Annotated in this window: 22 protein-coding genes, 3 tRNA genes and 3 pseudogenes; 19 read left to right on the plus strand and 9 right to left on the minus strand. The window is 37.9% G+C overall.

Annotated features, from left to right (window positions below; translation table 11 throughout):
• Positions 1–209 precede the first annotated feature (209 nt).
• A complete protein-coding gene (gene irrA, locus J7R07_RS03780) occupies positions 210–704 on the plus strand; it encodes an iron response transcriptional regulator IrrA (RefSeq protein WP_208435602.1) in 495 nt (164 codons plus the stop codon).
• A 63-nt stretch (positions 705–767) separates the two neighbouring features.
• On the opposite strand, the gene J7R07_RS03785 is transcribed toward irrA, so the two are convergent.
• The 4 genes from J7R07_RS03785 to J7R07_RS03800 form a co-directional block, all read right to left on the minus strand.
• Positions 768–1,322, minus strand: coding sequence for an SH3 domain-containing protein (locus J7R07_RS03785; protein ID WP_208435603.1), 555 nt, complete (start codon positions 1,320–1,322; stop codon positions 768–770).
• Between the two features lie 1,228 nt (positions 1,323–2,550).
• Entirely contained in the window at positions 2,551–2,784 is a 234-nt protein-coding gene (rpsU, locus tag J7R07_RS03790; protein WP_208435604.1) for a 30S ribosomal protein S21, read from the minus strand.
• Between the two features lie 199 nt (positions 2,785–2,983).
• Complete coding sequence (locus tag J7R07_RS03795) at positions 2,984–4,657, minus strand: formate--tetrahydrofolate ligase (RefSeq protein ID WP_208435605.1); 1,674 nt, start codon at positions 4,655–4,657, stop codon at positions 2,984–2,986.
• 557 nt (positions 4,658–5,214) lie between these two features.
• Positions 5,215–5,291: transfer RNA gene (locus J7R07_RS03800), tRNA-Arg, on the minus strand.
• A 380-nt stretch (positions 5,292–5,671) separates the two neighbouring features.
• Here J7R07_RS03800 and J7R07_RS03805 point away from each other — a divergent pair.
• The 9 genes and pseudogenes from J7R07_RS03805 (at position 5,672) to J7R07_RS08545 (ending at position 14,272) form a co-directional block, all read left to right on the plus strand.
• Positions 5,672–6,811 carry an efflux RND transporter periplasmic adaptor subunit gene (locus tag J7R07_RS03805; RefSeq protein WP_208435606.1) on the plus strand — a complete coding sequence of 380 codons (1,140 nt, stop codon included), beginning with the start codon at positions 5,672–5,674 and terminating at the stop codon, positions 6,809–6,811.
• The gene (locus J7R07_RS03810) at positions 6,808–9,945 is read left to right on the plus strand and encodes an efflux RND transporter permease subunit (RefSeq protein ID WP_208435607.1); all 3,138 of its coding nucleotides are present in this window, start codon (positions 6,808–6,810) and stop codon (positions 9,943–9,945) included. Before J7R07_RS03805 ends, J7R07_RS03810 begins: the two co-directional genes overlap by 4 nt.
• Positions 9,946–10,148: 203 nt before the next feature.
• Positions 10,149–11,795 carry a glucose-6-phosphate isomerase gene (pgi, locus tag J7R07_RS03815; RefSeq protein WP_208435649.1) on the plus strand — a complete coding sequence of 549 codons (1,647 nt, stop codon included), beginning with the start codon at positions 10,149–10,151 and terminating at the stop codon, positions 11,793–11,795.
• Positions 11,796–11,887: 92 nt separating this feature from the next.
• Positions 11,888–12,127, plus strand: a pseudogene (locus J7R07_RS03820) (ParB N-terminal domain-containing protein); the annotation flags it as partial.
• Positions 12,114–12,221 carry a tail protein X gene (locus J7R07_RS03825; protein WP_246464841.1) on the plus strand — a complete coding sequence of 36 codons (108 nt, stop codon included), beginning with the start codon at positions 12,114–12,116 and terminating at the stop codon, positions 12,219–12,221. The pseudogene J7R07_RS03820 and the gene J7R07_RS03825, both read left to right, overlap by 14 nt.
• Positions 12,222–12,301: 80 nt before the next feature.
• Complete coding sequence (locus tag J7R07_RS03830; protein WP_208435609.1) at positions 12,302–12,481, plus strand: hypothetical protein; 180 nt, start codon at positions 12,302–12,304, stop codon at positions 12,479–12,481.
• Positions 12,482–12,694: 213 nt separating this feature from the next.
• A pseudogene (locus J7R07_RS08585) lies at positions 12,695–12,789 on the plus strand (DNA adenine methylase); the annotation flags it as partial.
• A 195-nt stretch (positions 12,790–12,984) separates the two neighbouring features.
• Positions 12,985–13,332, plus strand: coding sequence for a VOC family protein (locus J7R07_RS03835; protein WP_208435610.1), 348 nt, complete (start codon positions 12,985–12,987; stop codon positions 13,330–13,332).
• A 191-nt stretch (positions 13,333–13,523) separates the two neighbouring features.
• A pseudogene (locus J7R07_RS08545) lies at positions 13,524–14,272 on the plus strand (DNA adenine methylase).
• A 172-nt stretch (positions 14,273–14,444) separates the two neighbouring features.
• Here the strand turns inward: J7R07_RS08545 and J7R07_RS03845 are convergent.
• Positions 14,445–14,534: transfer RNA gene (locus J7R07_RS03845), tRNA-Ser, on the minus strand.
• A gap of 290 nt (positions 14,535–14,824) precedes the next feature.
• Between J7R07_RS03845 and rplU the strand changes: the two genes are divergently transcribed.
• The 4 genes from rplU (at position 14,825) to J7R07_RS03865 (ending at position 20,096) form a co-directional block, all read left to right on the plus strand.
• A complete protein-coding gene (gene rplU / locus J7R07_RS03850) occupies positions 14,825–15,316 on the plus strand; it encodes a 50S ribosomal protein L21 (protein WP_208435611.1) in 492 nt (163 codons plus the stop codon).
• Positions 15,317–15,327: 11 nt separating this feature from the next.
• A complete protein-coding gene (gene rpmA, locus J7R07_RS03855) occupies positions 15,328–15,597 on the plus strand; it encodes a 50S ribosomal protein L27 (RefSeq protein ID WP_208435612.1) in 270 nt (89 codons plus the stop codon).
• Between the two features lie 1,426 nt (positions 15,598–17,023).
• Positions 17,024–19,528: a phosphoenolpyruvate--protein phosphotransferase gene (gene ptsP / locus J7R07_RS03860; protein WP_208435613.1), complete on the plus strand. Its 2,505-nt coding sequence runs from the start codon at positions 17,024–17,026 to the stop codon at positions 19,526–19,528.
• A 478-nt stretch (positions 19,529–20,006) separates the two neighbouring features.
• Positions 20,007–20,096 (plus strand) — tRNA-Ser (locus tag J7R07_RS03865).
• A gap of 417 nt (positions 20,097–20,513) precedes the next feature.
• On the opposite strand, the gene J7R07_RS03870 is transcribed toward J7R07_RS03865, so the two are convergent.
• From J7R07_RS03870 to J7R07_RS03880, 3 genes are read right to left on the minus strand one after another with little or no spacing between them, the layout of a single operon-like run.
• Positions 20,514–21,032 carry a 3-keto-5-aminohexanoate cleavage protein gene (locus J7R07_RS03870; RefSeq protein ID WP_208435614.1) on the minus strand — a complete coding sequence of 173 codons (519 nt, stop codon included), beginning with the start codon at positions 21,030–21,032 and terminating at the stop codon, positions 20,514–20,516.
• Between the two features lie 59 nt (positions 21,033–21,091).
• Positions 21,092–21,427, minus strand: a complete 336-nt coding sequence (locus J7R07_RS03875) for a GTP cyclohydrolase II (protein WP_208435615.1) — start codon at positions 21,425–21,427, stop codon at positions 21,092–21,094.
• Complete coding sequence (locus tag J7R07_RS03880; protein WP_208435616.1) at positions 21,396–21,641, minus strand: hypothetical protein; 246 nt, start codon at positions 21,639–21,641, stop codon at positions 21,396–21,398. The genes J7R07_RS03875 and J7R07_RS03880 overlap by 32 nt, the downstream gene beginning before the upstream one ends.
• Positions 21,642–22,058: 417 nt before the next feature.
• Here J7R07_RS03880 and J7R07_RS03885 point away from each other — a divergent pair, with 417 nt between their 5' ends.
• The 4 genes from J7R07_RS03885 to J7R07_RS03900 all read left to right on the plus strand — a co-directional run bounded on the left by J7R07_RS03885 (position 22,059) and on the right by J7R07_RS03900 (position 24,369).
• A complete protein-coding gene (locus tag J7R07_RS03885) occupies positions 22,059–22,208 on the plus strand; it encodes a hypothetical protein (RefSeq protein ID WP_208435617.1) in 150 nt (49 codons plus the stop codon).
• A gap of 443 nt (positions 22,209–22,651) precedes the next feature.
• Positions 22,652–22,825 (plus strand): hypothetical protein, encoded by a 174-nt coding sequence (locus J7R07_RS08590; protein WP_425489179.1) that lies wholly within the window; start codon positions 22,652–22,654, stop codon positions 22,823–22,825.
• The gene (locus tag J7R07_RS03895) at positions 22,743–23,297 is read left to right on the plus strand and encodes a riboflavin synthase (RefSeq protein WP_425489182.1); all 555 of its coding nucleotides are present in this window, start codon (positions 22,743–22,745) and stop codon (positions 23,295–23,297) included. The genes J7R07_RS08590 and J7R07_RS03895 overlap by 83 nt, the downstream gene beginning before the upstream one ends.
• A 748-nt stretch (positions 23,298–24,045) precedes the next feature.
• Entirely contained in the window at positions 24,046–24,369 is a 324-nt protein-coding gene (locus J7R07_RS03900) for an alanine--tRNA ligase-related protein (RefSeq protein WP_208435619.1), read from the plus strand.
• A gap of 203 nt (positions 24,370–24,572) precedes the next feature.
• Here J7R07_RS03900 and J7R07_RS03905 read toward each other — a convergent pair whose 3' ends face one another.
• Positions 24,573–24,854, minus strand: coding sequence for a hypothetical protein (locus J7R07_RS03905; protein WP_208435620.1), 282 nt, complete (start codon positions 24,852–24,854; stop codon positions 24,573–24,575).
• Positions 24,855–25,146: 292 nt separating this feature from the next.
• Between J7R07_RS03905 and J7R07_RS03910 the strand changes: the two genes are divergently transcribed.
• Entirely contained in the window at positions 25,147–25,335 is a 189-nt protein-coding gene (locus J7R07_RS03910; RefSeq protein WP_208435621.1) for a hypothetical protein, read from the plus strand.
• Positions 25,336–26,587: the final 1,252 nt, after the last annotated feature.

Consider the following 26,587-nt stretch of genomic DNA (forward strand, 5'->3'; position numbering starts at 1 on the left):
ATTTTGATTTCTGCGCTTTTCCCCATCTTACTTTTAGAGCAAATTTTAAGGAGAGGGAAATGATTTTATACCATTTTTAATGACAAAAGCCCTTTTTTATGTATTCTACGTGAATTGTATTTAAAAATGGAATATAAGAATTGTATTGTACTATTTCCATTTTTTGTATTTTAATCTTATTTGAACAAAAATATATTGTGGTTTTTAACATGTCAGTGAGCACAGACAATTTAAGTTTAAATGAAGAACAACAAACTGCGGAAGATTGTGGGAATGTTATACGTTATTATTCCAGTTCTATTTTGGAAAAACGTTTGCGCCAAAGCGGTTTACGGCCAACACGTCAGCGGTTAGAACTTGCTCATATGATTTTTTCTCAAGGTAATCGTCATATTGCTGCTGAAGAGCTATATGAAGAGGCAAGTAGGTTAGGTGTTCCGGTATCTTTAGCAACGGTTTATAATACACTTCATCAGTTTACTGAAGCAGGATTATTACGGATTATTGCTGTAGAAGGTTCGAAAACTTGGTTTGATACTAATACATCTGATCATTATCATTTTTATATAGAAGGTGAAAATCGTATTCTTGATATTCCTTGCAATTTAGGAGAAGCCCCTATTATTGGTAATTTGCCTCAACCACCAGAGGGCATGGAAATTTCACATGTTGATTTGATAGTTCGATTGAAACCGAAGAACTAATTTTATTATAGGACAGGGAAAGTTCAATAAGGAATAAAGATTGAATTTGATTAATGGAGAACTTTACCAGCTTTTAATTTTTTCATCCGGATAAATTCCCCATAATTGGGATTGTAGTAGCCATCCTCGGATATTATTAATATTTAGTTCGCACCAGTATCCATCGCATTGGCGGATATGACCAATGACATTTGGCTCTATTTCTGCTACAAGTTCCGCGTTATCAGTGGGGTTTTTGCGTAGCATCAATCTTTTTGTTTTATCTTTTTGCCATGGAATAGTTATAGCAGTTCGTTTTCCTGATAAAAGCGATTGATATACCCACCCCTCATCGCCTTCAGCATCGCGAATTTTGCGCCATTGATCATATTCTTGGATAATTTCAATAGGCAAGCCCGGTTTTTTGTAGGTAAAAATGATAGAATAATTACTTCCTGGTCCGATGCGCACATTAACACGGGTGGGTTTAATTGAAGCAAACCGTGGAAGCGGTAAACCGCTTGGTCCTACATTGAGTGTTTGTGCGTGCAAAAAGCGGGATGAACTTAATACAAAAAAACCTGCTATTAGAATACATAATGCAAATACTAAGAATCGAAACCAACTAGAATGTTGCACACTTAAACCTTTTTATCTCTTCATTTCATATATTGGCCATCTAGGAATTGGAAGATAGGATCGAGAATTGATTAAAGCTATGGCATATCGCTGGTTAAAGAGATCTAAATAATAAAGAAATTATTACAAAAATAATGGAATAAATAAGATAAAAATTTGAACTTTTTAATACAGATTTGTTTATGGGGGATACTTTTCAGTCAACCTCCAGTTCACGACAGCATCTCTGAATGCTATAATATAAAATCCATTGAGTATTACCATCTTTACTTATATGAGGTATAAACTGGTATCATCATTTTGTTTACTGGTTCAAAGTGTATCTAACCGCCCTTGTATTAGGGAAAAGCCAAGGCGTGATGGTTTTTTTGTAATTTCATAAACATAACGATAGTGGTTATGAGTGTTAATATTTCTACAGATTTTGCGATTATAGGGTACTAAGATCTGATTAATGGGTAATACTGTGTACAGTGCTTTAAAAAATAAAACGGGCTACATGGGCATATATAAATTTCAGATTATTATCTTGTAGCACTGTAGAACAATCGTTCTGAAGGGCGGTGATAGAAGGCACATTCATGCATGTTAAAAACACATTTGTCATTGATACCTGATTTAAACTTTTTGCATCAATTAAGTATGGAAGTGTAAAGTTGAACGGAAGATTCAGAATAGAACTTGCTCGTAGAATCTATACAGTAAATCACATAAGCGGTAAGTAAGAAAACAAATTAAAAAACTAATTTTTAATGAGATTGTTGGTGATTCAGAATCTTTGTCTTTTAGGGTGAGAAAAAGAAGCCAAGAGATATCAAGAATTATAGAATTTTATTGCTTTTATTGAAAATAAACAAGAGTACTGTGTATTTTATATTTTATCCTTTGCATACATAGTTATATATTATGACAGTATATTTATATTTTATGATCCAAGATGATTGCGAGAATTTAAAAAACACCCTACAATTGTTGCATGCCTCATAGAGTAACAACAAACTCTAACACTTTATAAGTAATAACTTATCATTTTTTCTTGAAACAGCTAAAAGTAAAGTAAAAACTACAATACGCATCAAAAAAGCATAAACCTTATATCTAACAACAAGAAAATAAAGTAGTGAAAAACCACACCCATAAGCTTGCAAACACAAAACACCCCTCCCCAATCATGTTTACATCCCTAACGATATAGCTTTTACACGACTCTAAAAAAGTTCATCGCACACTATTTTGATGAAGTAACTCGACCGTTACTAACAAAACCTTCTCTCTGTGCACGTTTACGAGCAAGCTTCCGTGTACGGCGAACAGCCTCAGCTTTCTCACGAGCACGCCTCTCTGATGGTTTTTCATAATAACCACGCATTTTCATTTCACGAAAGATACCTTCACGTTGCATTTTTTTCTTCAACGCACGTATCGCCTGCTCAACATTATTATCACGAACAAGTACTTGCACTATTTATCCTGCTTTGTTTTAGTGTCATAAATAATAGGAAAAAACCCATTTCCTTTTAGAAGAATATCTAAAAGGACATATACTGTAATAGTGTATATCATATAAAGAAAGCATTTGTCTATATCGCTTTTTAAAATTCTATTCTTTGTTACTATGGGCTACTTTTTTATAATGGACGATTGAGTTTATAAGTCTAAGGTCATGAAAGTCCTTGGATTTGATCATTTTCGTCAAGATAAATTTTTTCAGCGGCAGGGTAATGTGGTAAGCCAGGCATAGTCATAACATCTCCGCAAATAACTACAATAAAGCCTGCGCCTGCTGAGAGACGAACTTCACGCACAGGAATTTCAAAATCGACAGGAGCACCATATTGAGTAGGATCAGCAGAGAATGAATAGGGTGTTTTTGCCATACAAATAGGGTATGTACCATAACCTTCTTTTTCCCAAGATTCCAGCTGTTTGAGAATGGGATCTGCAATTACAGCTCCACGGCCACCATAGAGATTTTTTATAATAGAATTAATTTTCTGAACGAGTGACAAATCATCTTGATACAGAACTTTGAAATGGGAATCTTTTTCTTCAATCAAAGTTACAAGTTCTTGTGCAAGTTCTACAGCACCTTTACCCCCTTGTTCCCAATGTTTGCAGACAATAGCTTTGTATCCGGTTGTTGCGACTATTTTTTGTAATGTACTTATTTCAGCATCACTATCAGTGTTGAAATGATTAATGGCAACGATACAAGGGATGCCGTAGTATTCTATGTTTTTAATATGCCGTAAAAGGTTGACTGCTCCCTTTTGTAAAGCAGTGATATTTTCTTCTGCCAGATTATTTTTGTTCACACCACCATTCATTTTTAATGCACGAATTGTTGCAACAATCACTGTTGCATTTGGTACAATACCTGCTTGTCGGCATTTAATATTGAAAAATTTTTCTGCTCCAAGATCGGCTCCAAATCCTGCTTCTGTAACAACATAATCCGCGAGTTTTAAAGCAGTTTTTGTTGCTATAACTGAATTACAACCATGAGCAATGTTGGCAAAAGGTCCTCCATGAACAAGAACAGGGTTATTTTCAATTGTTTGTACGAGATTGGGTTGCATAGCATCTTTGAGAAGAGCCGTCATTGCTCCTTCGGCATTGAGATCAGCAACTGTTACAGGTGTTTTATCATAACGATAGGCAACAATAATTTTTTTGAGTCTTTGCGTAAGATTTTCTAGATTTGTGGCAAGACAAAAAAGTGCCATAATTTCTGATGCAACAGTGATATCAAAGCCTGTCTGGCGAGGAAAGCCATTGGTTACTCCACCCAATGAAACAACAACATCACGTAATGCACGGTCATTCATATCAAGGACTCGTTTCCAAACAACGCGGCGTGGATCAATATTTAGAGTATTTCCCCAGTAGATATGATTATCGATCATTGCGGCAAGAAGATTATGAGCAGCTGTAATGGCATGAAAATCACCGGTAAAATGCAAATTAAGATCATCCATTGGTACGACTTGGGCATAACCACCGCCAGCAGCACCACCTTTTATACCAAAACACGGACCTAAAGACGGTTCCCTTAAGGCAGCTATTGTTTTTTTTCCGATGAGATTGAGGGCATCATTGAGTCCAACTGTTGTTGTTGTTTTTCCTTCTCCTGCAGGTGTTGGATTGATTGCCGTGACAAGGATAAGTTTACCATCCGGATTTCTATTAAGCGATTTTATATATGCAGAAGAAATTTTAGCTTTATCATGTCCATAAGGAATGAGATTTTCATGTGCGATACCAATTTTTTGTGCAATTTCAGTAATGTGTTGTTTTTGAGCAGTGCGAGCAATTTCAATATCTGTTTTAGTCATAGGAAAATTCTTTAAATTTAGCTTTAGTTGACATCGAGGCGTGTATTATAAATTGGATGAGAAAGCCTATAGCATGTAGAGATAGGATAGTGCATTATAAAATTTGATAGCATACTGTGCAAGCAAGAATGCTTTCGTAAAATGGAAGTATTTATAATTTTTATGGGAGCACTCTATTGCACTTTTTGATTCTCTAAACAATTCACTCTATTCAGGACTTTTTCTATCTTACTAAAAAAGAATGCTGAAGGCCTAAAAATTTTGTGGCAGGAGTTTTTATGAAAATGATAAAGATTCTTCAAAAGAAGACAGAATATTTTGTTTTGTATTTTAAGAGCTGAAAGAGATCTTCAAAAACTGCCATCTTTGAAGAGTAAGCACACCTTAGAATCTGATGCATCTAAAAATAACTCGAAAAGAAGCTCTGATTCGCAATCAAGAGAAGCACGTATGGTGCCATCTGGCAACACTATAAAATACAAATGGAAAGTGATCCAATGAGAAGGGATACTATTTACAATTCCAACAATTACTGAAAAAATGGAAAATCCACACAATGGCGCACCCGAAGAGATTCGAACTCCTGACCCCCAGATTCGTAGTCTGGTGCTCTATCCAGCTGAGCTACGGGTGCACACACTATCCAATTTTGTCTTATCAAGACAAGGGGTTCCTAATCGTTTCATTGGGGAATTGCAAGTAAAACTTGTTGAAATTGAAAATTTTATCATTTTGTCAAGGATACATTTCAAAAAAGGCTACCGTATATTTTCGGTTTAGCTGTATTGTGATATGACTGTTTCTTGGTTGTATGAACGGTATAATTCAAGATGAACGATAGTTAACTTGACGTTTTAATTTACGAAAGATAGTCAAGCAAAAGATGAGATATGTTTTTTTCGGTGGGGATAAGACATGCTGCCTGCAGTTCAATCTTTATATGAAACTCGGATGTTACTGTTGAGGACTGTTTCAGAATAATTTACGTATTCATGATACAGCAAGGGTGGGTATATGGCATTATTAAAAAAGATTTTTCCATTGGTATTTTTAATTGTCGTTCTAACGATTACTTATTGGGCTGGGAAACAGAGTGCAGAACAACCCATTTCTATAGTGGATAAAACGAGTGTATCATATAAAGCTTCAAAAGGAAAAAGAGGAAGGCCACCGACAAATGTTGTCGTTGATCTTGTAAAAACTCAAGCTTTTTATGAACAACTTAATGTTCTAGGCAGTGGACAAGCACTTGCAAAAGTTGAGCTTACCCCTTTATCTTCAGGTGTTATTGATAAGCTATTTGTGTCAGCTGGTACGAAAGTACAAGTAGGTGATGTGATTGCAAAGCTTGATTCTAAAAAAGAGGAAATAGCGGTTGCAAAAGCAAAAGTACAACGTGATAATAATGCGTTAACGCTTTCACGCATTCTTAAATTACGTGCTAGCAATACAGCAACGGAAGTTCAAGAAATTACAGCACGTTTAGAGCTGGAGAACGCAAATTTGGTTTTGCGGAATGCTGAGGTAGATCTTGATCGGCGGACGATTCGTGCGCCGATTCCTGGAGTTGTTGGTATTTTACCAGTTGATGCGGGAGATAGCGTGACCCTTAATACCGTAATAGCTCGTATTGAGAATAGAGAACGGATTTTGGTCGATATATGGGCTCCTGAACGATATGTATCACTCATCCATAAAGGAGATGAGGTAACGGCAACATTAACTGCGCAACCAAATAAATCTTTTATTGGTCATATTTATGCAATTGATAATATTGTTGATCCAGAAAGCCGCACACTTCATGCTCAGGTTGAAATCAATAATGAAAAAGATACGCTCATGTCTGGTATGTCCTTTTCTGTCGTCTTGCGATTTCATGGTGGTTCTTTCCCTGTCGTTAATCCTCTTGCGGTTCAATGGAATAGTAAAGGGTCATTCGTTTGGCGTGTGAGAGAAGGAAAAGTAGAGTCTATTCCCGTATCAATTATTCAACATAGAGCGGATCAGGTTTTTGTAAAAGCTCCCCTAGAAGATGGTGATCAAGTTGTCATTCAAGGAGTACAAACGCTTTATCCAGGAAGTAAAGTAACTATAGATGATCCACAAACCCATCAACAGCAATTATCATTAATTTATGGAACAGATATACAATGAGCCAAGAATTGAGCACAAAGCAGCCAATGTCGCAGGTGAAGCAAAGTGGTCTCATTGCTTTATTTATTCGCAGACCAGTTTTTACTTTTGTTTTAAATGCCATGATTATCATTGCAGGATTTGCAGCATGGTTGAATGTTGATGTGAGAGAATTACCCGATGTTGATACGCCAGTAACAACGATTGTGACGATGTTTTCTGGTGCATCAGCGGAAACAATTGATCGTGAAGTAACAAAAGTTATAGAAGATGCTGTTTCTCGTGTTTCAGGTGTTAAGACGATTTCTTCAACATCTTCTTTTGGACGCTCCCGTGTGCAGATTAATTTTAATGTCGGAGTTGATTTGAATGTAGCGGCATCTGATCTTCGGGATGCTCTGTCCCGCATTGCTTATTCTTTACCCAAAAATGCAGATTCACCTTTGATTATTAAAGCAGATTCGAATGCTGCTGCCATGATGTATTTAGTTGTCACTTCACCAACAATGAGTATTGATGATTTAACAACAGTTGTAGACGATCAGATTGTTGATGCGATTTCTGCTGTTGATGGTGTCGGTGATGTACAGGTCGATAGTGCTCGCACAAAGATTTTTCAGATTGATATAGATCAAGCAAAACTTGCAAGTTATGGATTAACTGTCGCAGATATTTCACGTGTTCTTGCTGATATGACAACGGATGTGCCAGTAGGATCGTTACGCAATTCTAAGCAAACTTTAGTTGTTCATGCCACGGCACGTTTAACAACACCAGAGTCTTTTGAACAAGTTGTTTTAAAGCCTCATGTACATCTTGGTGACGTTGCGCATGTTACTTTATCACCCGATATAGAAAATGTTATTCTTCGTATCAATGGAAAAACGGGGATTGGATTAGGGATTGTGCGTAAAGCACAGTCCAACACCCTTAATATTTCGGCAGGTGTGAGAACCGTTGTTGATAATCTCAAAAGTATCGTTCCTGCTTCTGTACATATAGACGTTATTAGTGACGATGCAATTTTTATTAAAAGCGCTCTTCATGAGGTTGAAGTGGCGTTGGTTATTGCTGTTTTAAGCGTTATTTTGGTTATTTTTCTTTTTCTCAGAGACATTCGTGTAACGCTGATACCTGCTGTATCTCTTCCAGTTGCTTTGATTGGTACCATTGCAGCTATTTATCTCGTAGGTTTTTCATTGAATATTCTCACATTTTTAGGACTTGTTTTGGCAACAGGGCTTGTTGTGGATGATGCCATTGTTGTTCTGGAAAATATTGTTCGATGGCGCAATATGGGGATAGGTTCTAGAGCTGCAGCAGTGTTAGGAACCCGTGAAGTCTTTTTTGCCGTTGTCGCAACAACATTGACTTTAGTGGCTGTGTTTGTCCCTATCTCCTTTCTTCCTGGACAAGTTGGAGGACTTTTTAGAGAATTTGGTTTTGTTTTGGCAATTTCTATTTTGCTTTCTTCAGTTGTTGCCTTAACGCTTTGTCCTATGTTGGCTTCACGTTTTCTTAAAGAACATATTGAGGAGAAAGAGGAACAGACTCATCATCATTTTACTTTTTTATATAAATTGGGTTCTTTGTTTCATAAGGCATATACCGACAGTTTACATAAGTGTTTAGAAAAGCCTTGGACGGTTGTTTTTGCTTCGTTTGTTTTTGCAGTTCTTTGCCTTGGAGGCTATACGAAGTTGCAACAAGAATTAACGCCAGCAGAAGACAGGGCTCTTATCTTTTTGGTCATTAATGGACCACAAGGTATTTCAACACAATATTTGAATGAGCAGGTAGAGCAAATTGAAGAAAGTCTACAGCCATTACGTGATGCAGGTGAGATTGCTAATAGTTACTCTATCGCTGGTATTGGTGGTTCACCCAATACTGCTTTTTTGGTTTTATTGCTTTCATCTTGGGATAAACGTTTACGCAGTCAGAAAGAAATCGTAAAAGATGTTAATGCAAAGGTTAAACAGTTTCCGGCAGTGTTTGTATTTGCTGCGGAGGGAAATTCTCTAGGTGTGAGAGGAACGGGGCAAGGGTTACAATTTGCAATTCTTGGCAATGATTATGCAACATTACAACCCATTGCTGATAAGTTGGTGCGTGCTTTACAAGCTGATCCGCGTTTTATTCGTCCACGTCTTACTGTTGATGCCACACAACCGCAATTTTTTATTGAAATCAATCGAAAAAAAGCTTCCGATTTAGGGATTGATATCACCAATTTGGGTGATACATTACAAGCAATGTTGGATGGTAAAAAGATTGGTTCCATTAACGTAGATGATCATTCTTACGATGTTAAACTGATATCACGTAAAAATTCTATGAAGAGTCCTAGTGATTTAGAAAATATTTTTTTAAAGACCAAAGACAATCGATATGTTCCTTTATCGGTTATTGCGCGTTTGCATGAAAAAGCTATCGCCCCCCAGTTAAAACGGGAAAAGCGCATGAATGCTATCATTTTAAGTGCAAATATTGCTCCAGGTATCGCTTTGGGGGATGCTTACCAGACTGTACAGAAAATTGCATCTCCTCTGTTATCGAAAGGAACCTACGTGATCCCCTTAGGGGAAGCCGAAACGCTTAATGAAACATCTTCCAATTTTACAATTGTTTTTGGAATTGCCTTTTTGATTATTTTATTGGTTTTGGCTGCACAGTTTGAAAGTTTTATTTCAGGTTTCATTATCATGGCTACTGTCCCATTAGGGATTGGTTGTGCGGTCATTGCTATGCTTTTGAGCGGAGTGAGTCTTAATATATACAGTCAAATTGGATTAATTTTATTGATTGGTGTTATGGCTAAAAATGGGATTTTGATTGTGGAATTTGCAGATCAGTTACGTGATCAAGGTAGAAGTGTACGTGAAGCTGTAGAAGAGGCGGCGAATATTCGTCTTCGTCCAGTTTGTATGACAATGATTTGTGCCATTTTAGGGGGGATTCCTTTAGTTCTAGCCAAAGGTGCTGGTGCGGAAGCACGTGTAGCTTTAGGTTGGGTTATTGTTGGTGGTTTGGGCTTAGCAACTGTTTTTACGTTGTATCTCACTCCGGTTGTTTACCTTTTTCTTGGGCGTTTTATAAGACCAAAATCGGAAGAAGCACTACACTTAACAAAGGGACTTAGACAAATTGAATGATTTATCTTTATAGAGAAGTTTTAAATTTTTTATTTGTGTTTAAAAAATGTCATTTTTGTATTTTACCTTTCCACCTTCATTTTTTATGCAAACAGTAAAAATTGGTTACAATAAAGGAGACGCTCTCTATTTTATTATTGTATGAGTGTAAATTTCATAGTCAATGATAATTGGAAAATAAGACTAAAGGAGATGGCTTGTTGATGCGGAATGAAGAAGCTTTTGAGGCAGCTTTGAAAGCTTTGAGAAGACATGCTACAAAGGATGGGGTGAATGATATCCGTAGGCATTTCCTAGAAGATGAGAAACGTTTTTCTCATTTTTCTTTAAAACTTGATGATCTCCTTTTCGATTTTTCGAAATGTGGCGTAACATTTAAGACATTACAACTTCTAGATAACTTGGCTGTTGCAGCGGATGTGTTAGGTCGGCGTGAGGCAATGTTTTCGGGCCAGATCATTAATACAACTGAAAAGCGCTCGGTTCTTCACATTGCATTACGTTTGCCTGCTGACAAAGTTCTTATGTTGAATGGCTATGATATTATTCCGGATATTCAAGCTGTTCTTAACGATATGGAAAGATTTTCTGAAAGAGTGCGTAATGGCAGCTATAAGGGAAGTGGTGGTGAGAAGATAATTGATATTGTAAACATTGGTATTGGCGGCTCAGATCTTGGACCTGCAATGGTTACAAATGCTTTAAAACCGTATCATGATGGTCCGCATTGTCATTTTGTTTCTAATGCTGACAGTGCGCATATTTCTGATATTCTCTCTGTTTTAAATCCAAAAACGACGCTGTTTATCATTGCTTCTAAAACTTTTACAACAGCTGAAACAATGGCAAACGCTCAAGTTGCGCGTCAATGGATTCGTTCACATTTAGGGGACAAAGCTGTTTGCACACATTTTGTTGCTGTTTCGAGCGCGCTTGATAAAGTAGCGGAATTTGGCATAGATTTTTCAAGAGTTTTTCGATTTTGGGATTGGGTTGGAGGGCGTTATTCCATTTGGTCAGCGATTGGTCTTATTGTTATGTTAGCAATAGGAGGGCAGAATTTCCGTCAATTTCTGAAAGGCGCCTTGCAGATGGACCAACATTTTAAAATAGCGCCTTTACATAAAAATATTCCTATTCGATTTGCTCTTTTAGGATTCTGGCATCGTGTTATTTGTGGTTATTCATCACGTGCTATTATTCCCTATGCACAGCGTTTAGCACATTTTCCAGCTTATTTGCAGCAACTTGATATGGAATCAAATGGTAAGCAGATTTCTTTGGAAGGCAAACCATTAAATTTTTCAAGTGGTCCGGTTGTTTGGGGTGATTCAGGGACGAATGGACAACATGCTTTTTTTCAACTGTTACATCAAGGAACAGATGTTATTCCTGTAGAATTTATTTTATTTATAAAAGGACATGAGCAAAATTTACATACTATGCATGACATGTTAGTAGCGAGTTGCTTAGCGCAATCAAAGGCTCTCATGAAAGGACGTAGTGTTGAAGATGCTCGGAGTATCCTTGTAAAAAATGAAATTGATAAATGTGAATCAGACAATTTAGCTATTCATAGAAGTTTTGAGGGAAACCGCCCTAGTATTACGTTAGTTCAAGATTTGTTGACACCCTTTACCCTTGGTCGCCTCATTGCACTTTATGAGCATCGTATTTTTGTCGAAGGCATTTTAATGAACATTAATTCATTTGATCAATGGGGTGTTGAACTTGGTAAAGAATTGGCAAATGAATTGTTACCAATACTCCGAGGAGAAAACCAAGCTGATAAACGCGATAGTTCAACATTAGGATTGTTGGCACATATTCAGGCAAGACGTGCAGAATAAATATAATTGAATCAGTTTTTGCCAAAGCTTATCGAAGATGGGCAGGGTGTGCGATGGATTTTTTTTGAAGAAATAGAAAAAGCGGGGGCGTTATGGCACAGTTTCAAACAATTCCTCTCGATGTGGTTGTTGTTCCCGAGTGTATTCGCCCTGTTGATGATGGGCGTGCCAAGGCGTTGGCACAACCGATGGTGTGAGAGGAATTGATAAATCCGATCACTGTGCGCCATACGCCCAATGCTAAAGAAGGAAATTACGCGCTGATTGCTGGAGCACGTCGGTTGCATGCTGCTGAGCTTTTGGGCTATAGCGAAATTGATGCCGTTGTGTTATCTAGAAGTCAGCTTGGCAGCCAATCCAGAGATTATAGAATATGGACCAATTTTGCCACGGGGTTTAACTGTTATTCTGCCTGATGATGCATGAGAAAACAGCGTGGTAGAGCGGATATGCGATTAATGCACATACATCCCTTTATAGGGGTGAAAGTAGGAACAAGCTTGTTCATGAGATTTTTACCAGCGTCTTTGTCAATGGCAACTATCACCGAACATGCAGGCAGTGAAGCCGATACATTTGAAGTGGAATTTAACGATAGCGGCAATGATTTAGAGGTTCCACAAAGTAACAGTGGGCTGCAAATCATCTTTGAGGTTATGAGAACAGTATCCGTGCATTTATTATGAAGAATAAAGTGGATACACCGTAGAAATTACTCTAGAAGCACGCGATAAGGAAAAAAGTAACAAAGAATAAAGACTGGGTTGGCCACTCAGCCAACGGGACAAGTTAGTGACCAATCCGTCCGAGATCAGACAACGCAACATAGCAGCCACTTCTTATTACTTAAAACAATGAGAAGATGGCTAGTATATAGGTAGAAGAATATTTAAAAAATTATGGATACACTTTGTAAAGAAACATTAAAATTGTTGGTCCTATAGAACCAGCTGCTGCTTATGTTGGTGGCAAAATCAAGTTGGCGAAAACTATGTAATAGCGGTTTCAATATTTTAGCATATAGCAATAAGCGAGTAAAAACATATAAACAGAGCACACCGTGAACGGCAGCATCACAAACTCTTGTTGAAATATTCTCTACATAGGTATAGAGACTCGGAAGATCACGACTAAATAGGAGGAATTCGTGAGCAATATACCTACTTATTCTGTCACCCCAAATCTATAGTTGATATACGTATCAAACGTAGAGTGTTCTACCGCTTTTTACAAATTCATCTTCAAAAAAGAGCCTGTATTCGTCTCACCACGCTATGTTGCATTTACTTCTTCGGGAGATGCGCTTTTTGCACTATGGTCTGGAGGTGATGTGCCTGAGAGAAATGTGCCTCGTTTTTCAGAAATCGGCATTATGTTGCCGACAGGAGAGGACGTAGATAAGCTCTATGCAGAATGGCAAGAGCAAACCAGCGTTGAGATAAATGTATTAAAGAAACCCTATACTACTGTATTTGGACGTACCTTCCTAACCAAAGATCCCGACGGCCATATCATTCGTGTTTGTCCACTGGATTAAAAAGCCTAAGACCCGATTTTTAATTGTCTGAATTATAATAATTGTCTGTTTCCAGAATCTATAAGCTATGCACGCTAGAGGCTTACTGATGATGCGTGGCTTATCCGTTCGGTACTGTTCTATTGCTTTCGGCTTCACAACCTTCCTGTTTCCGCAGGTGGTCTAATTGGCTTGGGGATTAGTCGGCGTTATTGCATGGCCAGTGTAGTACCTATATCAAAATCATAAAAGCTATCCCCCATTGGCACTTATGCTGAACCTTTTATTGGAATGGGAGGAATATTCTTTAGGAGGAAATCAATATCCTTATATGAAGTTATTAATGATCACTCAGGTGATATGGTGAATTTTTTCAGATGTTACAACGCCATTATCACCCTTTTATAGATCTTGTTGTAGTCCCAGATAAGCAACCGTGAGGTGCTTCAATGTTTCGCTTTACAAGATCCAAAACTCCTCACGGATTTAGAGCGGACTTTACGGTTTTTATATTTGCATTGTTTGGGTTTTTGTGGGCAGGTGGCAAAACGAACATTTGGCGTTGATCCTAACCGTGGTGCACGGTTTAATCGTTTTAAATTTGAGGGATTATTAAAGTTTATATACTGCCACTTAGTGGGTGTTCCCATTGAACATCGAGATTGGTTTGATTTTCTTGTACGTTATGATCGACTAAATACTTTGTTTTATCTTGATCCACCTTATTTTGGTGTTGAGGATTACTATGGAAAGAACTTATTTAAGCGGGAAAATTACCAGATGATGTCTGCGCTACTTGCGTAATTAAAGGGGAAGTTTCTACTGTCTTTTAATGATGTGCTTCAGATCCAAGAAACCTTTAGCCAGTTTAAGATAAAAGAGGGTAAATACATCTTATACATGTAGTTCAAATAATCCAACTTCTGCTAAGAAGCTCATAATTGCAAATTGTAATTTTTAGCAAATAAGAGAAAGATCCTTAAAAGGGTCTTTAAATGATCTTTGAACGAATTTTGAAGACTCTTTGAGAACCCCTTAAAAAAACTTTGAAAAAAAGAAATTGATGTAAAACCTGCTGACAAGCTACAAACAAGCTATAGATATTTTAAAAGGGAGTATTTTATCCAATACTCTGGCGGAGAGAGAGGGATTTGAACCCCCGATAGAGTCGCCCCTATGCCGCATTTCGAGTGCGGTGCTTTCAACCACTCAGCCATCTCTCCATATAAAGTGCGACAAAACTTCATATTGTTTAAGTATATGGTGGGTAGATAACCTCCAATTGCTTTTAGTACAACCCTTTTTTTGCTTTTTTGTGGGACTTTATTGACAGAGAATAGAAATTCCGTCATATATGCAAAATACAAGCGGGGAGGGATCTGCGCGTGTTTGCGTTTAGAAGGGTGTCTTTATCCTTCTTGAAATCCGATTACGACTGATAAAAAGCAGCCTATTTTCTCTTATTGATGAGGTGGAAATCAAATAAGGGCTGGAATGAACGAAAGGACAAAAAATGTTCGCAGTCATTAAAACCGGTGGTAAGCAATACCGTGTTGTTGCTGACCAGATGGTGAAAGTTGAAAAAATTGTTGGCAATGCGGGTGATGTTGTTGAGTTCAATGACATATTGATGGTTGGGCAAGAAGGTAATGCGGTTATTGGTGCGCCTGTTGTCGCTGATGTTTTGGTTACGGCTGAGATTGTAGAGCAAACACGTGGGCGTAAGGTTATCGCATTTAAGAAGCGCCGTCGTCAAAATTCGAAGCGTACACGTGGTCATCGCCAAGAACTAACAACACTTCGCATCCTAGAAGTTTTAATGGGTGGTGCAAAGCCTAAAAAGATAGCTACAAAATCAGTTAAAGAGGAATCAGCTGCATCAAAAGAGGCAAAAAAGGAAACAAAAGCATTTGCTTCTGTTAAGAAAACAGCTGACAAAACCGCTGAAAAAAAGGCTGCGTCGCAGAAAAAAGCAGCTGTGGCATCAAAGAGTAAAGAAGATTAAAGGAGAACTTCATGGCACATAAAAAAGCTGGTGGTTCCTCGCGTAATGGTCGCGATTCAGAATCGAAACGTCTTGGCGTTAAAAAATTTGGTGGTGAGACCGTTGTCGCTGGAAATATTATTGTTCGCCAGCGTGGTACACGCTGGCACCCTGGTGATAATGTTGGCATTGGAAAAGATCATACCCTTTTTGCATTATCAAATGGCACGGTTTCTTTTCAAAGAAAAGCAAATGACCGTTCCTATGTTTCCGTCGTTCCTATGGTAGAAGTAGCAGAATAGGCTATGACGTTTTTTATAAGCTGATGTGCCGTTGGGCTTCAGTTTTGAAATTATGAATTTTAGAAAGGAAAGATAGAACACTATCTTTCCTTTTTTGCGTTGATGCCATAATAAAATGAGCTGTATATAGAAAACTGAAAAAGCAAGATTAGAATAATTATTTTCCTCAAACAATTAAAAGATTTTTGTTTTGTTTGGTTTGCACTGAGGACATTGAAGTGATTAGAATTCATCGATAAATTTATTGTATGCCTATGAGAAAAATTTTTTCTCTTTATGCATGAAAAAGTGCTAAATGAGTTATTTTCAGAGCATTTGAAAGAAATTTTATGGGAATATTTATACGATCATTTTGGTAAAGATAAGCCAGTTTATGGGTATCGATGGTGTTCATAATATTTTTTAAATGGTTATGGATATTGCTTAGGCTTTCTGTTTAGAAGAAAAAAATATGTAAGAGGGATTATGGGAGTTACTGACTAAAACTATTTTGCAAATGATGTGCGTTTAGAGGGGCAATGAATCTAAAGTAAAGCGATATTCAAAGGGATTGGGTTTGAGATAATCGAAATGTCAGGTGTGTAATCAGTAATATCAAAAGTATTTTTGATGGATTTATTATGGAGCATTGTGAATAAACGTTATGAATATTTAAGAGAAAAGAGTGGTTTAAAATAAAAGCATTTTTCAGTGTGTAGATTTTTTGATTTTATTTATCAGGGTACCTAAAAATTAAAGGCACGTGTGTGGCATTTTGATTAATTTTAGCTGTTTAGCATATGGGTTTTAGGTAGAAATACTTTATAGGATGTAGACAAAGAATATGCTGTAGTTGCTATATTTATTTAAGAAAAAGAAACCCTACAATATCGTTAAGGTTATACCTTGAAGATTTGATGCCATGAGATGTTTAGCCACGTAAAATTTTAAGAAGATAAACTACATGTAGAAATTTGTGATCCTATAATGGAGCAGAAAAAGAAAAAGGTGGGTTGCTCACTTTAGGGGGATCAGTTAGAATGTCAGTTAAAGTTGCGGGTGATTGGGGAGTTGCTTTCTTATATGAGGAATGATGACAAGTTATATCGAATAGCTTGAAATGATGGGAGCATTTTAAAAAATAGCTTTTCAGTTAATTGGGTATGTAAAAATCAGAGTATTTATCTTTGCGCAGTAAAAAGTAGGAAACAGGTTTTCTTATAGTGATTTTAAGCTCCTTGGGGGACAGCGATATCCAATTTTGATAGTTCATGTTCGGGTGTTTAAACGCCTTACTTGGTTATATTCCGTACAAAAAGGAAAATCGTAGTGTTATTTATAATTTGTATTTTGGGGAATGTTGCTTTGAAATAAAATTTATCGGACATGTTCATATTCAAATGTGAGGCGGCTTAAATGCATTATGAGATGTGAGGAAGTAGAAACGATGAATACAGATTTTAGTGAGAGTGAAGTCTTGTCTATAAGATCTGTACAACTTGCAGCTGCTTTTGATCATAAAAATGATGCGATTCATGCTGCTGCTAAATTACTTATGCGGGTTGGTGCAGTCGATAAATGTTATCTGGCAAGCATGCTCAAATGTGAGGCAGTAACAAATACTTGGCTTGGGAATGGTATAGCAATTCCTCATGGAATGGTTGAAAGTCGTCATTTAATTATTAGAGATGCTGTTGCTGTTATACAGATTCCTGCTGGTGTTGAATGGAGGGAAGGAAATAAAGCGCGTTTAGTTATTGCGATTGCAGCTTGTCTAGATCGCTATAGAGAGATTTGCAAACAATTGACGCATCTTTTATTTGATAGGGAACGGCTTGAAGCGCTTTTGACGACTGCTGACAAACAACAGATTATTACAACTCTTTTTGGTCAGGGTATGAAAATGAGAAAGGCTGTTATAGGTGACCTTTCGGTGTGTCAGGAATGGATTTTAGATTATCCAAGTGGGCTTCATGCCCGCCCAGCTTCTCTTTGGGTTGATTTCGCAAAAAAAGCTCATAGCTCTATCAGAGTTCGACATGGTCAGTATGCCGTTGAAATGAAAAGTTTGGTTGGTTTATTGCAATTAGGAGCAAAAAACGGTGATGTTCTCATTTTTTCAACGGATGCTGCAGAAGGCGCGCGACTTCTTAGGGATGCGATTTCTGTTGTGAAGAAAGTAAGTGTAAGTGAAAAATGTATGATGAGAGAAATAGAATCTCAAACAAAGACTTTTCATGGTTGGTATCCGCGTTTCAGACAAGGAAGTATTTCTGGTGTTGGAGCAAGTTCAGGGCTGGCTTTTGGCAATATTTTTGTTTTAAAACAAAATGATATTTCCATAGTAGATCAGCCAGTAGATTTTGCAGTTGGTGCGGCATGTCTTGAAAATGCTCTTACAAAAACAAAACATAAAATGGCTTCTGTTATTGCTGATATTACGGCACGTATGGGGGCAGATTCTGCTGCGATTTTTTCTGCGCAAATGATTTTGCTTGAGGATGAAGATCTGATAGCTCAAGCCTGCCGTTTTATGGCAGAAGGTCATGGTATTGCTTGGTCTTGGGATAGAGCGGTTCGGCAATTTGCAGATATGTTTTCTAAGGTGGATAATCCTTTATTAGCGGCGCGTGCTGTTAATTTAATTGATGTTGGTCGTCGTGTTCTAGGTGAAATCAATCCATCGTATAGATCATTCTTTTTCAATGATATTCCATACGGTGTTATTCTTGTTACAGATGATCTCTCTCCTTCTGATATAGCTCAGCTTGATTGTGCAAAAGTGCAGGGATTAGCTACGGCATGGGGGGGACCACTCTCTCATACAGCTATTTTGGCACGCACTCTTGGTATTCCAATGGTTGTTGCTATGGGTGTGGACGTTTTAGAGATTAAGTGTGATGTTCAGGCTATTATTGATGGTGATAATGGGTTCATTTATCTTGATCCCGCTCCTGAAGATGTTGAAGATGCTCAAAGGCAGATGAGTATAGTTTCGCAAAAGCGTAACAGTGAAATACGTGTGTGTAGATTACCAGTGCAAACGACAGATGGTCACAGGATCCGTATCATGGCTAATGTCAATTACGCGAATCAAGTTCCTGTTGCACTCAATTTAGGAGCTGAAGGTATTGGACTCATGCGTACAGAATTTTTGTTTTTAGATGGTCCACATATTCCAGACGAAGAAGCACAATTTGATGTGTACCGCGCGATGATTGCAGCAGTAGGTGACAAGCCATTAATTATCCGTGCGCTCGATATTGGTGGGGATAAACAGGTTCACCATTTGCATTTGTCTAAAGAGGACAATCCCTTTTTAGGTGTTCGGGGAACACGGCTTTTGTTACGTCGGCGTGATCTTTTTGTTCCTCAGTTGCGTGCTTTGTATCGAGCAGCAAAAGAGGGCGGAGATTTATGGATTCTGTTTCCGATGATTGTGTCTGTTTCAGAGATTTTTGCTATAAAAAAGATCACAGAAGAAATTCGCAATGATATTGGTGCACCAAAATTAAAGCTTGGTATTATGATTGAAGTTCCAGCAGCTGCCGTTATGGCAGATATTTTGAGTGCCTATGTTGATTTTCTCTCGATTGGAACCAACGATTTAACCCAGTATACCATGGCTGTTGATCGACAGAATCCTTATCTTGTTTCTGAAGCTGATAGTCTTGATCCAGCGGTTTTGCGTATGATTCATCAGACTATTCAGGGTGCAGAAAAACATAAGTGCTGGGTTAGTGTGTGTGGTGGTATGGCTGGAGATCCTTTCGCAGCGATGATTTTGTCTGGATTGGGGATTAATGAACTTTCTATGATAGCTTGTGATATTTCTTCAGTAAAAGCATGTTTGCAGACCCATAGTATTGAAGATATGAAAATTTTAGCAAAAAAAGCATTGCAGTGTGAGACTGCGCGAGCTGTACGCGCTCTTAGCAATGATATAAAGTAACGAGAATTTTAAGAGGAAGAGTACGGCAATTTACAGTTTGATCAAGCAAGCGCATTATAAATTCATTTTTGTTGAAATAAATTTCATGATTCCCATGAAGTACGTTTTCGGGTATCAAAAAATTAATACAGTAACTTACCCTACTGATTGCTAGATAAAATAAGTAATAATAGGTTGGTGGTATTGCTTCATCGTTTGGTTTTTGAAAAAACATGGGAGCATAATCTCTTTGAAGATAATGCTGTTTATAAGTGAGAAAATGTGTGTATGAACTAAAAAATAGCTTATTTATGATAAACTAGGGATTGTATTCTAGATATAGAGTATCCACGGAAAATTTTTTTCTTAAAAGGAGAGGATGTGCTTGTTATTCAACAAGTATCACACTTCATTTTGATAGATGAAGTGTTTTTTGAATTTTGAGTATATAGTTTAGACTTGCACGTTGTTTCTTTATGGGTATAGTGTGCAGGCCTCTGGAGAGGTGGCCGAGTGGTTGAAGGCGCACGCCTGGAACGCGTGTATATGGGAAACTATATCGAGGGTTCGAATCCCTCTCTCTCCGCCATTAACACCAAACGAATTTGTTTATGCTCGAAATAGCATAACCTCAAAAGCTCAGAATTTGCGGGTTTTTTTGCTATTTGCAATTGGCGTGCCTTCTATAAAAACACCCCGTTTTTCTCTAATTTTTCTCTTAATATATGTCTCTTTCCTGAAAAACACCGTACTTGAAAAAGCGAAGTCCGGAGCTTTTAACTATGTAAAATCAATTGTTTAGCAATTTACCAGTTCGCACCAGTCTATGCCTAGCATTTACAACGTGTTTTTTGGAGCTCTGCAGGTAAAACGGCACTTATAACCTTCTCCCTTAATGTGAGGTATAGGATCATCGAACTGCCAGAATGCTTTTTAAGTTTCCTAATCAGTTCCTTCTTTTGTGTTTTAACATTATCGGCGGCAGTCTAATCTTCCCATCGACAATTCATCCACCAAAATCGAAGAGTGCTGCGGAATCGGCTGAGCTCCAAAGAGATTGCCCAAGATCACGTTGTGATACCAGACCATTTTTTTGAAAATATCGGACGGCATTCGACATCCCAAGATCGAATATCTCGAGTTCGAGCTTGATGCCTACTTTGGTTATGCGCTTCGCTAGCACATCTATCGTCGAAGGACTATTAACACTCACTGATTTTGCGAAGTTGAGAGATGATGTGGTCAATGAAGCCATATCCGGCTTAGCTTCTCCTTCGCAACGCAAAGGTGTCCTCTTCACTTCAGGGTCAGAAATATTTTGTCCACTAAGCGAAGCACAGACGATAATCTCGGGATTGAATTTCCGAATCGAAGAGATGATTGTTTTCCAGTAAGCGAAATCTGAAGTGGGAAGACCCGTTGCTTCGTTCTGGGTATGCAAATGAACGGTCGTAGCCCCAAGTTCTGCCGCCATCAATATATCTTCAACTATTTCACTGACGAATATTAGGATGTGATGCGCCATTTCTTTCGTCTAAACCATACCTGTCAGCACAAAATTTATTATTAGAGTGTTCATTGAATTTAAGTCTCCAAATGATGACCTATTTTTGCCTTTGCTTCCAAATATGACTTGTTTTGGGGTGATAGAAATGTCGGCACCGGGATAGCTTCGAGCTCATCCAATCTTGAATTTTCGAGTGCTTGAACCTTGTCGGGGTTATTGGTGTGAAAGTAAATCCGCTTGATACTAAGCACGTGAAGCATTTCTACGGCAATCGTAAAATCACGCGCATCTTCCGGGTGATCCAGCGCAAGATTAGCAGAAAAGGTATCAATACCCTTCTTCTGTAGAGCGTAGGCTGCTATTTTTTCACTAAGGCCGATACTACGGCCCTCCTGTCGGAGATAGCAAATCACTCCTCCTTCGACGATAAATCTCTTGCGCTACAGCAGATATCCGAAGAGGCCACCCGTAATGCACTCTGCCATTGCAATCAGCACTGATTTTAGCCTCGTTTATGGCAAAAGAAGAATGCTCAATATCGATGCCGTCCTGTCGGAATGTAACAATTCGTATGGAAGCGTCAACGTCGGTGTACGAAAGGAAAACCTTATTTCTAACACTGAGCACTATAGATCTCCTAAGCTAACTTTGAATTGAAAATGGTTTTATTTTTTTACTCGGTGTCTTCCGACGCCATATAACGTAGAGGATCTCTCCTAGGGATCCGCTCCTATGAAGCACAAAATTAGAAACCAATGAGAGAGCTTTGAATGAAGTCACTCCCAGTTCCGGAACTCCATCCACCCATCAGTAAATGCATATTATTTCGTTCACTAAATCATAATCAGTTAGATAAGAACCTAGACATCCTCCCTTCACAGAGAATTTCATTAATACCAAGTCTTCCAAGCCCATCTCGTACCGGTATCAAATTCAGCTGATCGTTTTACTCTTCAACTTCAATGAGTTGAGCACTGCCCTCGCTCTAACGGGCTTTATTAATATTCGGGGCGTGAGAACCATGAGTAGGGCGACGGTTTCCATGTGTGGTCGACCACAATCGTTGCGCGTGCATCTGCAATTACTTGGCCGTTCTTAACAAGGATGCAGCCAACTGAAGGGTTTTCTGCGGCGCGTCTACAACCCCCTCTACTCAGTCGAATGGCTGATTCCATAAAACGTGTGCAATTTTAATGATTTATCAAAATTCTTCAGAAAATGGTGCAATTAACAATAAGTCTATTGATAGCATCAATTTGGGTTTGCAATAGTCAAGAGCGCGTTTTGATCAGATCGGTGTTCTAACCTTGTTCATTCTAAGCAAAATCTTGACTCCAGTTAGATTATTCTCTAAAGCCGGATCAGGTTTGATCTTGAGGCCAAGGAAACGCAAGTTGAAAAGCGTAACAAGTGCAAATCGCTTGTGTGCTGCTTGTGATGGCAGTTGAGCTCATTGCGTTATGAAAGAATTATTTTGTTCACTGGTATCATTCAAGGCATAGCAAAAGTAGAGTCTGTCGAAGGAAATGACGAACTTTAAACTTTCTTCATTCAATCCCCAAGTGGTTTCTGTCGTGATTTAACCCGGGGAGGCCAGCATATCCATCAATAGCGTATGTCTTACCGCCACGCATGAAGTGGCTAAAGACAAGTGGGTCCTTGAGGTTATGATGAAGAACTTAACAGTGACCTATCTTCGTGACATCAAGAAAGGTTACCTCGTAAATGCTGAGCGGGCAGCAAAGGGAAGGCGCGGAGATCAGAGGTCACCCTTTATCTGGTCACGTGGACTCCACAGCCGAAATGATTGAGGTGAAAACGGGTGCAAAAAACAAGCTCATTCGCTTTGCTATTCCCGAAACTTTCACCCCATATATTTTCTCGCAAGGATATATCGCCGTAGATGGAGCGAGCCTAACTATTGCTGATTTCTCAAAAACTGAGCATTGGTTTGAGGTTTGGCTAATTCCGGAAACAAGGAAATCGACAATCTTTGACAAGCTCTCCACCGGCGATCATGTCAACGTCGAGATCGATCGAGGCACGCAAGTCGTCGCTGATACAATCAATCACACAATCGAGGCCTTTCTGGAGAAGAAGTTTCCCCTTCTTGAAGCTGACCTTCTGAAACTCGGTATTTCGGTGAATGATCTCCTCATAGACAGAGATACACCCAAGCTTATTCAGAATATCGCAACGAAGGAAAAATCATTCAAGGCCGCAGACTCCCCAACTCTACCTCGAAACGCTAAATCAGCACATCTATCCAAAATAAACACGTAGCAATGTAAATTAACTAAGCTGTTTTTGGCTAGGTAAAAAAACCAAGTAAATATAAATTAAAAGAAGCTGCTAGAACAAGGCCTCATTTTAAGTTCATTTAAGCAGGAACGCTTTTTTTACTAACCTACAAGAGACTTATTGTTTTCAGCAAAACCCAATTGAAAATATACTAAGAGCAGAAATTGAATCCGCACAAGGCATTGCAATATAAAACTTGCTTTTCATTGTTTTAAAGGCGATTATTTTTTGCAACACAATAGAAGGCGTATGAGATTTGAATCTAAAGAACACCAATACACCGCCAGATTTTTTAAGGAAACTACTCTTACCATCACCAAAAGCTGTTATTGTGAGGAATCGCAGATGACGAAGCAATACAGTAAATGCCTGAATTGCCACACTTTTTCAGGGTTTGCGATGACAATTGAGAGCTATATTGCACTTTTTCCAATTGCGCCATTTCACCCCTAAAATCTCTTTTTTATCCTCTCCTGCTCCGATGTATACGAACACTTTGGTGGAGGTGCGTATGTCATAAAAATATTGATTTACCTTGATTTTTTGGAAATGAAATTTTTTTGACTCTTCATTTTTTAGAGACAAAAACTGAAGTAGCGATAGGGATTAAATGAGAGAACCATTTGATCTTATGATAATAGCAGGATAATATTAAGATAATAAGTCTAGATATCCTTATTTTATGATATTATGGTTATACCTATCCTTTATTTTAAAATGATAATACTGATTGCCACAACAAATTAATGGTGAACATATAGCTACTAAAACATTGTACTTAGAAGATACACACGAGTTTCATTTTAAAGATTTGATTCAAGAAGCAGAAAAAGATGATAAAGGTATCTTTATTATCCTTGATCAAACAGCCTTTTATCCGCAGGGTGGTGGTCAGTCTTCAGATCATGGGGTTATCAGAAACGATCATTTCAAGGCTCATGTCATCCACATTACAAAGTATGGCGATAAAATAAAGCATTATACAGAATTTACAACAACTAAAACACTGGCAGCTCAAAAACTGTATGATATCCTGGATAAAGAGAGCAGTTAAGAAATGCCTGTTACTATACTGCAGTTTATTTGCTTAAGTAATATCGTGAAAATACTCAATCTAAAACCAAAAGCAATTAAAGGTCATTCTATCGCTCTTGATCGATTGGTGCAAAACACCAGGGTATTCTCGCATAACGAACCAATCTAAGAGGTTAGTTAGTTAATGCCACAACATTAGAGTGACCTTGTCTGCCCTTATTATTAAGACAGCCATTGATTTTGAAAGGGGCTGTAGCCGGTTGTACGCAAAGTTGTCAATGTTGAAACCCCTGATGGCCTTGAGAAGCTAAGCAAAACCCTAAAACTATGTCGCAGGAGTTTCTTCTTTGCAGTCGCAAACTTTACACAAATTGCCGCAAGCGGTGGGTAACTGAGTATTGCCACTAAAATCTTATCTGTATTCATCAATACGGTTGGTTGCAAAGATGGCAACCGCTTTTGATCTGCAGAAGAAGCTGGTGGTGCTACGGTAAAGCTTGCCAATGTTTATCAAATTCCCATAACTACAATAACTAGGTCTGAAGATGTCATCAACTGTCTTTTTGATAATACGCCAGCTAAAGCCAAAGATATGGTGCTAGACCTCAATTACATTGATGGTAAACACGGCAATTTGGGTTAACCACTGTGCAAGCAAGTGCTCTTGCTGGTGTTTTTATCATCCTTGATAATATCCCTAAAAAGCAGATACGACTTTATTAATGCTATGCTCAGAAAACTGAAAACAGCGAAAAAATCAGGAAAGAAGCTCCAAGATGTTTTGCGTTGAATGGGAATGAGTGCCAAGCAACTTGAAAAAGATATCGGCCAAGATGCCCAAGGGGCTTTAATTAAATTCTTTGAAGCCATGGAGAGGATAGATAAGCAAATATGCCCAGGCATATTCGATCTCTTTAGTTTTTGGAATATCAAGACGATGTGGTGTTGGTGGTGGGAAGTCTTAATGAATCCAAAAAAGCTGTAAATATGATCAATGATGGGACCAAGTGCGCAGGTTCTATACAACGTGAATTTACCAATTGCACTAATACAACTGCCAATAACTTATAATTTCCGAAAAATGATCTTGCAGAGGTTAACATAAATTTAGGCTCAGTGCTTTTGCCACCACTTAATGCGATTGTGGGCGTTTAAAAAAATGCTACACTCAAATAGTCGGCGTTGCTCAAGTGCATCCTCTTCCAACTAGAGTGATTATGGGTATAACCGTTACATTGATTGGCGGGAAAATAGCCACGATCTGCGTTTGATTATGCGTAGACCTATAAGGGCACGCGCTTGTTATTCTAGAAAATCAAATTTTAGATACTGCGGCGTGAATTAATTTTATTAACTTGTATAAAGCAAAGAGTTTTGCTTACCCCATAGTAGCCAATGGTTTATTAAAAAACGAAACTACACTCCAAGATTTAATTGTTGGTGGAGACACTTTTAAAATCAGTTTTCTTGAAGATTGGTCTGTTAAGTATAATTTGTGGAATGTTTACGGGCCAACAGAAGGGACTGTTTGTATTTTCTTACATAAATTTTAATCAAAAAGTGAGGATATTGTTTTAGGTACTCCTCTTTTAAAAACGTATTAAAACTTGATACAAAATCTGACGAGCTAGTTAAAGGCATCTATCATAGATCCAATTTGGACAAGTAAAAATTTTTTATTTGATATGATTGACAATTTACTGTTTGTTGCTGGTATTTATGAAGAGCTAGAAAGCAAATATTTAAAACTACAGTTTCATCATAGTTTATGAGATGGTTGGTCTGTTAGTAAATTGATAAAAAATATCCGCTTTATACAATAACCAAGACGTTAATCCAGCTCTTGAATATGCTATATAGGCTAGTTCCGTGTGCCCCCCCTTCAAATAAAAAATATATTAAAATCCATATTCTTTTCTTAAGAACAGTCATCAAAACGTTGTATGCGCTGGCCAGATTATTCGTATAAACGAAAAAACGCCAGCTGGTATTATGGAATGTGCGTGTTTAATAAAGAAAGTTTATTCGCTACCTTAATTTACATAATTATTGATTCATTCAAGGTTTATTATAATCTAGATGGTATAGATTTTGCTATACTATTTTCCTCAAGAATTACTGGCAATTAAGAAAAAGTAGGAATACTTGACGGTACGCAGTTATTATCATTAAACAACAAACTAGATCATATTTTACCTAGGGGAAAATTTTGCGGATATTTGCTATTAGCTATGCAC

The sequence above is a fragment of the Bartonella phoceensis genome (assembly GCF_902825145.1).
GTDB classification, from domain to species: Bacteria; Pseudomonadota; Alphaproteobacteria; order Rhizobiales; family Rhizobiaceae; genus Bartonella; species Bartonella phoceensis.

What these genes read in the sequence shown, in the direction of transcription:
- J7R07_RS03825 (WP_246464841.1), top strand. Translation starts at nt 12,114, where the DNA reads ATGCCGTTGTGTTATCTAGAAGTCAGCTTGGCAGCCAATCCAGAGATT.
- J7R07_RS03870 (WP_208435614.1), bottom strand. Translation starts at nt 21,032, where the DNA reads ATGGCGCATCACATCCTAATATTCGTCAGTGAAATAGTTGAAGATATA.
- irrA (WP_208435602.1), top strand. Translation starts at nt 210, where the DNA reads ATGTCAGTGAGCACAGACAATTTAAGTTTAAATGAAGAACAACAAACT.
- ptsP (WP_208435613.1), top strand. Translation starts at nt 17,024, where the DNA reads ATGAATACAGATTTTAGTGAGAGTGAAGTCTTGTCTATAAGATCTGTA.
- J7R07_RS03830 (WP_208435609.1), top strand. Translation starts at nt 12,302, where the DNA reads ATGAGATTTTTACCAGCGTCTTTGTCAATGGCAACTATCACCGAACAT.
- rplU (WP_208435611.1), top strand. Translation starts at nt 14,825, where the DNA reads ATGTTCGCAGTCATTAAAACCGGTGGTAAGCAATACCGTGTTGTTGCT.
- J7R07_RS03795 (WP_208435605.1), bottom strand. Translation starts at nt 4,657, where the DNA reads ATGACTAAAACAGATATTGAAATTGCTCGCACTGCTCAAAAACAACAC.
- J7R07_RS03810 (WP_208435607.1), top strand. Translation starts at nt 6,808, where the DNA reads ATGAGCCAAGAATTGAGCACAAAGCAGCCAATGTCGCAGGTGAAGCAA.
- J7R07_RS03805 (WP_208435606.1), top strand. Translation starts at nt 5,672, where the DNA reads ATGGCATTATTAAAAAAGATTTTTCCATTGGTATTTTTAATTGTCGTT.
- pgi (WP_208435649.1), top strand. Translation starts at nt 10,149, where the DNA reads ATGCGGAATGAAGAAGCTTTTGAGGCAGCTTTGAAAGCTTTGAGAAGA.
- J7R07_RS03910 (WP_208435621.1), top strand. Translation starts at nt 25,147, where the DNA reads ATGAGTGCCAAGCAACTTGAAAAAGATATCGGCCAAGATGCCCAAGGG.
- rpmA (WP_208435612.1), top strand. Translation starts at nt 15,328, where the DNA reads ATGGCACATAAAAAAGCTGGTGGTTCCTCGCGTAATGGTCGCGATTCA.